Source organism: Pontibacter pudoricolor (assembly GCF_010092985.1).
Classification (GTDB): Bacteria; Bacteroidota; Bacteroidia; order Cytophagales; family Hymenobacteraceae; genus Pontibacter; species Pontibacter pudoricolor.
Genome location: NZ_CP048106.1, coordinates 3,013,002 through 3,024,514 on the forward strand (window position 1 = coordinate 3,013,002; position 11,513 = coordinate 3,024,514).

Genomic DNA, 11,513 nt, shown 5'->3' on the forward strand with positions numbered 1-11,513 from the left:
TATGATGAATAAAATAAACCCATTTCATGAGCTGTATGTAACTGAATCATTTGATGCTGATTCATTTGTACACCTTTTTAGTGATGTTTTAATAAATCATACATCTGCTTTATTTAAGCCGGGGAATGTTGTGCTTCAGGGACTCCCAGGAACAGGTAAGACAATGATGCTGAGTCTATTGAAGCCCTCAATTCGGTTAGCTTATAAAAGAAGTGGAACTCCCTTTCCAGTTTCTACTGAGAATAGCAAATTTATTGGAGCTGGAATAAACCTTATTAGGAGCAGTGTAGCTGACTTTGGGCAAAGACCAGTTAATAACACCGAAGACCTAAACGAACTGGCTGTGTACTTTGGTGACTTTATAAATTATTGGGTCGTAAGAGATATTATACTTTCAGTTCAAGAGTTAAGTGGCGAGCTTAGTAAAGATATTGGTATAGATTTCTCTATAAAGAAATTAAATGATTTTGCCGTTAAGTTAAAGAAAGAAGACTGCTGGTTTGAATATTTAGATGATGTAAAAGATTTTGAAAGCCTAACAAATAGGCTGAAGTCTAGAGTTGTTAGCTATAGATCATACTTACATTTTAACACAGATACACTTCCATCTAAGATCACAAACTCAAAAACCGCAATAGGGATTCCTATATCAGCAACTGTAAATCTTTTGCGTAAGTGTGGTATTATTGAAAATGATGTTCAGGTTTATGTGAGAATTGATCAATATGAAGAATTAGCTTGGCTTGACAACGGGATAAAAGGACTTGGCACAAAATTTAAATCTGTTATAAACAAACTATTAGCTATGAGAGACGCAAGCGTTTCTTATAGAATTGGAACAAGACCATTTGCTTGGAAAGATGACACCCAAGAAATATTTGGCACTAGTGCAAGGCTTGAAGAATCAAGAAATTATTTATCAATTTCAATTGATGAAGTTCTTAGAAGGCCTGAAAACATAAGAACTTATATTTTCCCTAAGTTTGCTGAAGACATATTCGAAAAGAGGCTAGCTATCAATAATTTACTAATTGGCAATAAAAATAACCCCAAATTAAAAAAGAGTTTATTGTCTGAAGTTTTTGGAGATGGCTTAAGTGCAAATGAAAAGGTTCTCAATTATGTTGCCAAGAAATCAAAGAATAATATTCTTAAACTTGAACCAACATGGCCTGATGCTTGGAAAAACTTTCTAATTGAATTGGCTGATGAGGACCCTTTGTCTGCAAGGTTAGGTGAAGCATGGGCTCGACAAAGAGGAAAAGGTAATATCATATTTAATATCCCCACTACTCGTCCTTTCCCGTGGGAAACTAAAGGGAAATTATATTGGGAGAAGGAGCGAATAGACCAAGCTCTTTTACAAATAGCATCAAGAAATAGGCAACAACTTATTTGGCAAGGTAAAAAAGACATTCTTAACCTTAGTGGAGGTAATATTTTAGCATTCTTAAACCTTTGCCAACAAATCTGGGAAGTTTGGATGAGAGATTCCAACATAGATAATGGTACTGAAAAATTACCGCAAATAGCACCTTCTATTCAGACACTTGGAATACTTGAAGCAAGTGCAAACTGGTTTGATAGAATATCAAGAGAGAATGGAGGAAAGGAAAGAAAACAATTCATAGCATATATTGGGTCTTTATTTCATAAAAACCTAGTCGAGGATTTTAGCATGTCAAATCCAGGCTTTAACGGGTTTTCTATTGAAACACAAGAACTAGACAGGTTTGAAGAAGTTTACAAGTTTCTTAAAGAAGCATCGGACTTTGGTGACTTACAGGACAGGCCCCACACAACAAAATATAAAAACAGAAAAAAGAGAGTTAAATGGTATTTGAATCCCATTTTATCCCCTTATTTTAAGATTCCACCCACTCATACAAAAGAACCAATGTATATTACATTGAAAGATTTGATAAGTTGGTTGAACGAATCTTCAGCATTTACCCACACATTAGAAACAAGTTCACTTAATATTAAAACTGATGGAGGGACAAAGTCGCATCAGATCTCTCTATTTTAATAAGGATGAATACAAACTTTAGACCTTGGGGAAAGTTAGATTGGCTACTTTCTAAAATTAATGACTATGAATTTAATGTATATAGTTGTATTTCTACTGAAGATCGTTGTCTAGAAACACTTAAAATTTTACAAACCCGTAACTCTTTATCTAATCATAAGTTTATAGAGATTATTGATCCTGTAGATACAGATGAACATAAGAAAAACAGGAGTAAAAATGTGCAAGAACTTTCTTCATTACTAGAAAGTCCTTGTATAGAAACCTATGATCTGTTTTGTCCTATAAATAACATAGTTACTAGCATTTCCGACTTTGTTGATAATTCCAACGGCCATATTATTCTAGATATTAGTTCTTTCCCTAAAAGGTTTTTTTTCCCCCTAACTAAACTATTATTAAGGCTAGAAAAAGTTAATACGTTAATTATTACTTATACAACACCAGAAAGATATTCAACAGGTAATTTATCAGAGAATCCCAGAGAATGGTCACATTTACCAATGTTTGAAGTAGATGATCCTGATATTACGTATGAAACAGCTCTTATTGGCTTAGGATTTATGCCATTAGGTCTTACAAATTTATTGAAAGACAAATTCAGCGAAACTGAAGTAAGATTAATGTTTCCTTTCCCACCAGGTCCACCATCTTTTCAAAGAACGTGGAACTTCATTGAAGAATTAAAAAGCTTTCCTCGAATAGATCATCGGAAGACTATACGTGTAGATGCACTTAATGTATCAGATACTTTTGAAATGGTAAAGTCACTTACACATTCTGGGAACGAAAGAATTTTAATGGCACCCTATGGTCCTAAAACAATGTCATTAGCAATGTGTATTTATGCTTGTTTAAGTGATTCTCCTGTATACTATACCCAACCAGCAGCTTATGATTCCAAGTATAGCGAGGGAACAAAAGACTGTTATAGTTATTGTATAAAGTTAAATGGGAGAAATTTCTATAATATATAGTCCAATACTGTGTTTAGCACTTCAATTTTGTTCATACCTAAACCACTTCATAGATATTAGCATTTTGAGCTTTAACTTATTGCTATAATTTAAAATTATGTTAAGTGCAGTTTATATATTTTTAATAATATTGTTTGCAAGTAATTAACTGAGAGAGAGCAATATCTAATAGATTTTGTGATTTATCATCCAGAAGGTTGTAACAACATAATATTAAGATAGCGTTAAACTATTTTTTATTTTTTTGCGGAAGTTAAAACGCCACTCTCCCAGTAAAGAGCCCCCCACCCAAGCCTGCGGGTGGATGTACCCCCCGTTGTTTTGTTTCACTTCAAATAAAAAAGACGATGGTAACCATTAGCGGCTTTAAAAAACGCACGTCCGAGGACGGCAAGGAGTTCAATGTCCTGCTTTTACAGGGAGATGTAGAGTTGATTCAGTCCAAGGAATCCGGCAGGTTCTACGCCACGGCCAAGACCTGCACCATACCCTGTACCTTTAACGATCCCATGTGCCAGGGCCTGATCGGGAGAACGCTTCCAGGCAACATCGAGAAGGTGGTGTGCGATCCCTACGACTACCACATTCCGGGCACGGACGAGATCATCTCGCTGGCTTATTCCTATTACTATGATCCGATCGAGAGGACGATGGAGCAGGAAGTCTTCCAGTTGAAAAGAGCAGCGTAAGCAGCAGGGGGTAGCCAGATGGCTGCCCTTTTTATTTCCACTTAACAGCTACAAACATGCTTACCAACTACCTGCTGAGCACGGAGCCAAGCGAGTTCGCTGACAGCTGCCTGTTTCTCTCGCCTTTCAGACTGCAACGGGCTTACTGCCCTTTTCAGGTGGTCTGCATCAAAGCCATCCGCAGCATCAGCGAAGGAGAGCGGAAACGGGTGGATAAGGTGCTGAGCTGGGACACCGGCACTATGCTGTTCTTCATAGAAGGGAAGCTGTACCCGCACCACCATTTCAGCTACAGGCCGCCCACGCAGTTTGTAGCCACGGCGGTGAACTGAGCGGGCAGTCAGGAGTTATGCTGAATTTCTTAGGCATTGTTCTGTGAGATAGTTTCTCCTGCCAATTAAAAAACTACTGAAAGAACGTAGCCGCAACCATGCGCTGCAGCAAGATGGAAAGGGATAGGAGCCATGCCGGGCTTCTATCCTTAGCAGCACTTCAATTAGTTTAAATCAACCACAAACTTAATTAACATGAGACATTCACTTATCAGGGTTACGCCCCAAGCAGAGCCCAGGCTTACAGTAAGCAGTAACAAGGAGTTAGAAGCAACCATTTCCAATTCTTCTGCATTTATAGCGGCTAACACAGTACCCATTGTCTTTTCTGAGCTGCAGCAGGAGCATATTATACCTGTTTATGTAAAAGACAACGAACCATTAATCAGCCAGGCAGACTTCATCCGCACGACGCAGGAGATAGCATCCACCATCTTTAGCGGGGAGCGTATCCAGTCCCCTCAGATTAGGTGTAGCCATCCCATTAAGGGAAGAATACCAGAAGCGAAGGATAAGCCTGCCAACCAGCTGCAGGACTGGGAGAGAACTCTATACTATGAACGAATGATGTTTCTCCTGGAGATTCCATCGGTCGTGAATACAATAGACAACAATCAGCTTACCTTGACCATTGGGGGCGTGAAGGCCTACAACCTGGATAATCTCTACAATAAAAAGGGAGCTGCTGAGCACTTCAAGGTATTCATTGGGTTCAATAACTTGGTATGCACCAATCTGTGCGTGAAAACAGATGGTTACTTAGCGGATTTGAAAGTAAGCCATGTAGATCAGCTATATTCAGGCATTCAACAGCTATTAAGCTCTTACGATCAGCATCAGCACCTTACACAGATGCATGCTTTGACAGAGTGTTCTATCACAGAACAGCAGTTTGCACAGTTATTGGGACGCTGCAGAATGTACCAGCACCTTCCGAAAGAAGAGAAGAAACAAATTCCTGCTTTACTATTTGGAGACTCCCAGTTAACTGCTGTCTGCAGGGACTACTACAGAGACCCCAGCTTCTGCAAACAGGAAGATGGAAACATCAGCCTGTGGAAGCTTTACAACCTTTTGACTGGAGCCAATAAGTCAACTTACATCGACCAGTTCCTGGATCGCTCAGTGAATGCGCTGGAATTTGCAACCCAGATACAGGGAGCTGTGCAAGGGCATGCTTCCAACTGGTATGTCAACTAACAGAAAAAGCCTTTTAGTTAGATGTAGCATTGGGTAGGTAGCACATCAACAGGCTACCTATCTATTCCCTTACTAAATTTACTGTAAGGCGACTCTCAAGGTATCAACAGCAATTACCTAGTTGGACCTCTATCAGTCTGCCGCTCCAACGTCTCCTGCAGATCGTCAGCTACATTGGACAGAAGATCATAACCTGTTGCTGTCTCTATGGCATCCACTGTGGTGCGATAAGCTCCCCAATCAGAGCTGATGGAGTTGTTGTTAGGCGTGTCTACTGCGATCACCCTTATGCTAGAGTTTATCCTACTCAAATCATTCACCCCCTCAGGTAGTATAACCAGCACTTTCCAGATGCGGTTAGGCACTGTCACTCTTCCCTGGTCTATGGTCTGTGCCAGTCCATTGCTGCCTGTGCCACCACTTCCATAACTTCCCATGATTACGTACACTTCCATTCCAGCATCCACCAGATCACGTGTATAGTCTTCCAGATTAGCCCATGTCTGACGGTTATGATTAGGGGCTTGTGGAATCATATTGGTCATCAGGAAGGTTGCTGAGTTATCTTCAACCGTCCTTGTTCTATCTGCAGATGGCGTATTATGGCCTCTGTCAAAACCACTGCCTGTATAGCTGGTAGCAGTCACCTTGTACCAGTCAGCAGGTAAACTCTGGTCTGCTCTAAAATCATCCTGTCTGTCTGCAGTACCCAGCCAATCCTTGCTTACATACCAACTCACCCAATTAGGCGTTCCCCTGTCACGACTATAAGAGAGTGTATACTGTGGCCTTTCAATGAGAAAGTTGTTCACGCTGCTAACATCAGCTACAGCATTACTGGGATTACCCAGCAGCAGGTGGGCTCCATCATCAGCTGTTATGGATTTGCCAGGAATAACTTCAGTCTCTTTACAACTTAAGAGAAGCAGTATAAGGAAAAAGGGATATAAAAGTCTTTGTTTAAGCATAACAGTATTGAAAAAAGTGAGCTGCTGTAGTAAACGCCTGCTATTGTTTGTTGTTACTACAGTTATGAATAGTATTCATCTTTAAGGTAATTATTAATCATGTAATTAAGCTTAAGCGTACAGTTAGTGTAAGCAGCATTAATAATAATGGACTTCTACGAATTCAACTACTTACCAGGAAATGACAGGGCTGAGCTTCTCTGGCAGCATGGAAGGCTACTGGCTATCAGAGACTATATGGGCTGCTCTATTGTTCTGTATAAGATGCAAGAGTTCTTTGCTGAAGTATGGTACTCACCAGAAGACAACCAGATAGCGTTGGTACATGGTTTCAAGAGCCCTGAACTGTTAGAGCCTTACATAGAGTCAATCAATCTGGAAGAATTGTTTGGAAAGTAGTCTTTGTTAGTTAACCTGCAATTGTATACTGTACCCTGTAACACTGCAGGGTCTCTTCTGCACCATCAACCTTAAACCTACCTGTACATTTACTTTCTCTTATGCGTATGCAGGAGTAACTAAACCAATGCCAAATGTGTGGACGTTATTCTATTGTACCTAAGAAGATAAAAGGTAATTCACGAGCTGCTGGTCTGATAAAAAAGGCCTTGAAGGAAGGGCTCTATAATGTTGCTCCTTCGCAGCAACTGCCTGTGATGACCAATGTACAGCCTAATAGCATTCAGTTCTTCTCTTGGGGCTTACAACCCTTCTGGGCGAAGGATGCAAAGGCTGTCAAGCGCTCTATCAATGCCAGAGCTGAAACGCTAACAGAGAAGCCTTCCTTTAGAAATTTACTAAAGTCCAAGCGATGTCTAGTACCAGCTGATGGTTTTTACGAATGGCAAGTCACAAATCATGGCAAGGTACCTTACAGAATCCTGCTAAAGAATGAAGAGTTGTTCTCCTTTGCAGGGCTTTGGGATGAATGGCTGGATAAGAGTACAGGTGAGGTATTACACACCTATACTATCATAACGACTGAAGCGAATGACTTAGTTAAGCCAATCCATGATCGAATGCCAGTGTTGCTATCACCTGATGCTGAAGAACTGTGGCTAGATGAACATCAGACTCAAGAAGAGTTAATATCTCTTTTAAAGCCATATAAGGCTGATGATATGAAGGCCTACCCAATTTCTCAATTAGTAAATTCTCCAACCAATAATATACCAGAGATCATCAATTCTCTATAAATTAACTTTGGACTACTTCGAAAAGGCTTTCAAATGATTGATACAATTCTTGGCGCTTGATGTTAATATCATCAGAGGCAAACTTCTTCTGTATCATTTCCATGGTCTTTGAATCTATTAGTTTGGTCACATCGATTATAATAGACTCGATTTCTTCAGTAGCACCTTTCATATACTTTGGTTTGAAGAGCTCTATTGCTTGTTCTACTTCATTGTTATCATCATCTGTTTCGAATAATAAATTACCAGTAAACATTGCGCCACTAGACATGTATTCAATGTATTCTTTAAGCTTCTGCTTATCACTTAGCCTGTATGCTAATAAAGGATCAATTTCAGCTAAACTATGCACTACTAAATCAAATTGCTGGCTTATCATTTTATAACTTTCCTTATCAAACTTAGCCTCTATTATTTTGTCTTTCATAGCTTCGAATGGTTTAGTTAAGGCTTCTTCAGCCTCAGGTGGAATGTTGTTAATGTCAATGCCTACTTTCTCTCTTACCCATTGCATGAATAGCATAATGCATTCATCATAATGTTGTGAAGCTTTGAGTCTTACTCGAATCTCAAGTAGATAAAACAAGACCTTTTTAAGCTTCTTTTTATCTTCATGAATGATCTTATCTTTTTCAGACTTTCTTGCAAAGAACCATACAAGACAAGCTCCCACAGTTGTACTAAAGAGTGTACTTATTAGAGTAAAAACATTCTCCCACATGTCTAAAGTTGCTTCCAATGATATAAGCAGTTTAAAAGGTAATCAATCCATTTACAGATGCGAATCTAATGAATAGTTCTGATCGATAAAGCAACTAAAAGGACGACTAACATAAAATTAAACTAATTACATTAGCACATTCTAATCTTTTAGACGTAATTGCTAATCTATTTAGTTAAATCTAATAATATCAGTTGTTATGTGTAATGCCAAAGTTATACCTATCTCTTCATATGCCTTAGAGCTGTTTGACTTTGATTTTCTAGACCATGTTAAGCTGCCTTTATATGCTTCTTATGTTTCAGCAGGTTTCCCATCCCCTGCTGACGACTATTTAGAAGATAAGATTGACCTGAGCAAGTACTTGGTGCAGAACCCAACTTCTACCTTCATGATGCGCGTGAAAGGCAGTTCTATGCAGGACGCTAAGATCAATGATGGCGACATTCTGGTAATTGACAGATCTCTTAAAGCAGCTGATGGCCTGCCTGTCGTTTGCTTTTTAGATGGCGAGTTTACAGTTAAGACCTTTAAGAAGGTTGAAGGCAGAGCGTATCTATACCCTGCGAACCCAGCTTATAAACCAATAGAAGTAACAGAGGAGATGGACATGCGTGTGTGGGGTGTCGTAGTATGGGTATTGCATAAGCCTGTAAAGTTATGACAACCTTGTTTGGCCTGTGCGACTGCAATAACTTCTACGCAAGCTGTGAGCGTGTATTTGACCCTACCCTAAATGGCAAGCCTGTCGTGGTGCTAAGCAACAACGATGGTTGCGTGATCGCAAGAAGCAATGAAGCGAAATCGTTAGGCATTCAGATGGGGGATCCCTTCTTTAAGATCAGAAACTTGGTCGAACACAAGCATTTATATGCCTTCTCATCTAATTACGTGCTGTATGGGGACATGTCAGACAGGGTGATGCAGACCCTATCGCTCTTCACGCCTAATGTGGAAGTATACTCCATTGATGAGTGCTTCCTGGACTTAGGGGACTTTTACGATGTTGACCTACATCAATATGCATGGGAGATCAAGCGAACAGTAACACAATGGACTGGGATCCCTGTCAGCTTTGGAGTAGCTCCAACCAAGGCCTTGGCTAAGGTCGCGAACAAGCTGGCCAAGAAGTCTGCTAAAGCGAATGGAGTGTTGGTTTTGACAGAGCCCTACCACATTGAAAAAGCACTGCAGGCAACCAAAATCGAAGATGTCTGGGGCGTAGGCAGTCAGTACGCCAGGTTCCTTAAAAACCACAACATTGATACTGCACTGGACTTTACCAACGCTTCAGAGAACTGGATCAGGAAGCACATGACTGTGGTGGGTGTAAGATTACATAAAGAGCTGCGTGGGGAGTCCTGTTTAGAGCTTGATGAAGTAGCCCCACCTAAGAAAGGCATCTGCACTTCTAGGAGCTTTGGTAAAAAACTTACCACTTTTGATGATGTACTGGAAGCCACAGCCAGCTATGCAGCCAAGTGCGCCCGGAAGCTCAGAAACCAGAAGAGCTGTGCTAGGCTTGTAACTGTATTTGTTCAAACCAACCCCTTCTCTGAAAACGACAGGCAATACTACAACAGCAAGACCATTTGTATGCCTGTGGCTACCAGCTCAGACATAGAACTAATCCATTATGCTACCCTCGCATTACAAGCCATCTTTAAACCAAACTACTGGTATAAGAAGAGTGGTGTGATCGTGACAGAAATCGTACCGGAACATCAGATACAGTTTGATCTGCTCGACACAGTAGACAGGGAGAAACACAACAACCTGATGAAGGTGATGGATGGGCTGACTGATAGGTTTGGAAGAAGTAAGGTACAGGTAGCTGCACAGGGTATCAGTAAAAGCTGGATTCTGAAGTCTGATTACAAATCACCCTGCTACACTACTAGGATAACTGAGTTACCGATAGTGTACATCCAAAAGTAGTATCACCTTCTGATTAACTCTTTCTCTTGTCTGTGGTTTAAAAAGTGCTGGTTCAGTCCTATCCTTTCTGCACCTATTCATTTAGAATCGGATTTTGTTCACCAACTTTTACAATAATCTCATTGCTCTGTTGGTTTGGGCAATTCATTATATTTCTTAAGTTGTAAAATAAAAGAAGCTATAAATTCATACAACTCCTTCTCCTGTGAAGGAAAGAGAAAACGCTTTTCCCATCTATCGCCGGCTTCGGTAAAACCGCTGAATATATCAAGCTTTTCCAGTACTACTGTTGCCGGGTTAGCTTGAGATAAAGGAGCTTTATTCCTGTCATAGTTTCTATCAAAGAACTGAGCCCGGTACCTGTCCTGCTCCACTATAACATCTAATGCAAAATTACTTTCTCCCAAAAAGTAATTATCTATAACAGCATAGTTATTCCAATCTCTTATTCGCGTAAAAGGCAGATAGCTAAATCTGAATTCATCTATTATTTTATCTCTTCTGTATTTAATCAGGTCCTGCAGCATTGCATTTAATGAGACCGCGGCATTGTATCTGTCTTCAACTAACATTTCCTGCAGAAATTCCTCCATCAAGGGCTTGTTCATATTTTTTCCTCCTAAGTGTGCAATTAGATTGTTATATTGTCTTAGTAAAAAGAGTGTATCAATGTTTTGAGTTTGCTTTTCACATCTGGTCAGCCACCCATTATAAAAATCTCCGGGTGTTTCATTATAAGCCGATACCGGGAACATCTTAGGAAGTATAGTGTCTCTTTCTTCCTGGCTCCAGTCGTGTGTATTGGGCTGCTTGTTGCCATTCAGAACGATGTAAACAATTAAGTCCACTTCATAGCCATGACGGTTTAAGTGTTCAACATACCTTGGTATCTGCCTTTCCATATCAACGGCATCATTGATTTTGTTCTCAATGATTATTGCTTTCTTACTGCTTACATCTTTAATTGATATGTCAATCCTTCCTGTTTCTCGTTCAACTACAGCATTCTGATATTCTTCTCTTCTCAGTGGGACTTTTCCGGAGTATTCATTTATGAAAGCAATGAAAGTGTGCAGGAACTTTGCACCTTCTTTATGCCGGCCATCCGGGTTTAATATGGCATGTAGAATATCGCTGTGAAAATTCTCTTTATAATAAGTACTGGAAATTAACTGGAAAATATTTAATCCGATATCAACTTCTCGTTTCTGAAAAACAGCGTATTTATAAGCTAATTTTAAAAGCTTATCATCCGATACAAGATTTCTCAGTTTGTTTAAATGACTGTTGATTAAAGCCTGCAAATCAGATAAAGGGGCTAGGTCTACAAAAGCCGGGATAATTTTGTGTTCCGCTATTTCCATTTTTGAAGGTATGTTTCCTGAGTTGATTCGTATTTCTTATACAAAACCCTTTGGCATCAAATCAGAATGCTGGTAGTAAAGTGATTCCCTTATAATTTC

General features: G+C 39.8%; 12 protein-coding genes. 9 read left to right on the top strand and 3 right to left on the bottom strand.

What is annotated here, in order from left to right:
• Position 1: 1 nt before the first annotated feature.
• The 5 genes from GSQ66_RS13060 to GSQ66_RS13080 all read left to right on the top strand — a co-directional run bounded on the left by GSQ66_RS13060 (position 2) and on the right by GSQ66_RS13080 (position 5,227).
• Positions 2-2,029: an ORC-CDC6 family AAA ATPase gene (locus GSQ66_RS13060; protein ID WP_162427872.1), complete on the top strand. Its 2,028-nt coding sequence runs from the start codon at positions 2-4 to the stop codon at positions 2,027-2,029.
• Between the two features lie 5 nt (positions 2,030-2,034).
• Positions 2,035-3,006, top strand: a complete 972-nt coding sequence (locus GSQ66_RS13065) for a hypothetical protein (RefSeq protein ID WP_162427873.1) — start codon at positions 2,035-2,037, stop codon at positions 3,004-3,006.
• A 347-nt stretch (positions 3,007-3,353) separates the two neighbouring features.
• Positions 3,354-3,695, top strand: coding sequence for a hypothetical protein (locus GSQ66_RS13070; RefSeq protein WP_162427874.1), 342 nt, complete (start codon positions 3,354-3,356; stop codon positions 3,693-3,695).
• Positions 3,696-3,751: 56 nt separating this feature from the next.
• Positions 3,752-4,027, top strand: a complete 276-nt coding sequence (locus GSQ66_RS13075; RefSeq protein ID WP_162427875.1) for a hypothetical protein — start codon at positions 3,752-3,754, stop codon at positions 4,025-4,027.
• Positions 4,028-4,222: 195 nt separating this feature from the next.
• Positions 4,223-5,227, top strand: coding sequence for a DUF3871 family protein (locus GSQ66_RS13080; RefSeq protein ID WP_162427876.1), 1,005 nt, complete (start codon positions 4,223-4,225; stop codon positions 5,225-5,227).
• A gap of 113 nt (positions 5,228-5,340) precedes the next feature.
• Here the strand turns inward: GSQ66_RS13080 and GSQ66_RS13085 are convergent, their stop codons facing one another.
• A complete protein-coding gene (locus GSQ66_RS13085; RefSeq protein WP_238395683.1) occupies positions 5,341-6,039 on the bottom strand; it encodes a DNA/RNA non-specific endonuclease in 699 nt (232 codons plus the stop codon).
• A gap of 303 nt (positions 6,040-6,342) precedes the next feature.
• On the opposite strand from GSQ66_RS13085, the gene GSQ66_RS13090 reads away from it, so the two are divergent.
• Together GSQ66_RS13090 and GSQ66_RS13095 are read left to right on the top strand one after the other, a co-directional pair.
• Positions 6,343-6,594 (top strand): hypothetical protein, encoded by a 252-nt coding sequence (locus GSQ66_RS13090; RefSeq protein ID WP_162427878.1) that lies wholly within the window; start codon positions 6,343-6,345, stop codon positions 6,592-6,594.
• A 134-nt stretch (positions 6,595-6,728) separates the two neighbouring features.
• On the top strand, positions 6,729-7,391 hold the full coding sequence (locus tag GSQ66_RS13095) for an SOS response-associated peptidase (RefSeq protein WP_162427879.1): 663 nt from the start codon (positions 6,729-6,731) through the stop codon (positions 7,389-7,391).
• Between the two features lies 1 nt (position 7,392).
• Here GSQ66_RS13095 and GSQ66_RS13100 read toward each other — a convergent pair whose 3' ends face one another.
• Positions 7,393-8,130 carry a hypothetical protein gene (locus tag GSQ66_RS13100; protein WP_162427880.1) on the bottom strand — a complete coding sequence of 246 codons (738 nt, stop codon included), beginning with the start codon at positions 8,128-8,130 and terminating at the stop codon, positions 7,393-7,395.
• A 181-nt stretch (positions 8,131-8,311) separates the two neighbouring features.
• On the opposite strand from GSQ66_RS13100, the gene GSQ66_RS13105 reads away from it, so the two are divergent.
• Both GSQ66_RS13105 and GSQ66_RS13110 read left to right on the top strand, forming a co-directional pair.
• A complete protein-coding gene (locus GSQ66_RS13105; protein WP_162427881.1) occupies positions 8,312-8,776 on the top strand; it encodes a LexA family protein in 465 nt (154 codons plus the stop codon).
• Positions 8,773-10,050, top strand: a complete 1,278-nt coding sequence (locus GSQ66_RS13110; RefSeq protein WP_162427882.1) for a Y-family DNA polymerase — start codon at positions 8,773-8,775, stop codon at positions 10,048-10,050. The genes GSQ66_RS13105 and GSQ66_RS13110 overlap by 4 nt, the downstream gene beginning before the upstream one ends.
• A 119-nt stretch (positions 10,051-10,169) precedes the next feature.
• On the opposite strand, the gene GSQ66_RS13115 is transcribed toward GSQ66_RS13110, so the two are convergent.
• Positions 10,170-11,414: a PD-(D/E)XK nuclease family protein gene (locus GSQ66_RS13115; protein WP_162427883.1), complete on the bottom strand. Its 1,245-nt coding sequence runs from the start codon at positions 11,412-11,414 to the stop codon at positions 10,170-10,172.
• Between the last annotated feature and the right edge of the window lie 99 nt (positions 11,415-11,513).

Excerpts from the sequence above, each read along its gene's own strand:
- GSQ66_RS13060 (WP_162427872.1), top strand. The coding sequence starts at position 2 with ATGATGAATAAAATAAACCCATTTCATGAGCTGTATGTAACTGAATCA.
- GSQ66_RS13065 (WP_162427873.1), top strand. The coding sequence starts at position 2,035 with ATGAATACAAACTTTAGACCTTGGGGAAAGTTAGATTGGCTACTTTCT.
- GSQ66_RS13070 (WP_162427874.1), top strand. The coding sequence starts at position 3,354 with ATGGTAACCATTAGCGGCTTTAAAAAACGCACGTCCGAGGACGGCAAG.
- GSQ66_RS13075 (WP_162427875.1), top strand. The coding sequence starts at position 3,752 with ATGCTTACCAACTACCTGCTGAGCACGGAGCCAAGCGAGTTCGCTGAC.
- GSQ66_RS13080 (WP_162427876.1), top strand. The coding sequence starts at position 4,223 with ATGAGACATTCACTTATCAGGGTTACGCCCCAAGCAGAGCCCAGGCTT.
- GSQ66_RS13090 (WP_162427878.1), top strand. The coding sequence starts at position 6,343 with ATGGACTTCTACGAATTCAACTACTTACCAGGAAATGACAGGGCTGAG.
- GSQ66_RS13095 (WP_162427879.1), top strand. The coding sequence starts at position 6,729 with ATGTGTGGACGTTATTCTATTGTACCTAAGAAGATAAAAGGTAATTCA.
- GSQ66_RS13105 (WP_162427881.1), top strand. The coding sequence starts at position 8,312 with ATGTGTAATGCCAAAGTTATACCTATCTCTTCATATGCCTTAGAGCTG.
- GSQ66_RS13110 (WP_162427882.1), top strand. The coding sequence starts at position 8,773 with ATGACAACCTTGTTTGGCCTGTGCGACTGCAATAACTTCTACGCAAGC.
- GSQ66_RS13115 (WP_162427883.1), bottom strand. The coding sequence starts at position 11,414 with ATGGAAATAGCGGAACACAAAATTATCCCGGCTTTTGTAGACCTAGCC.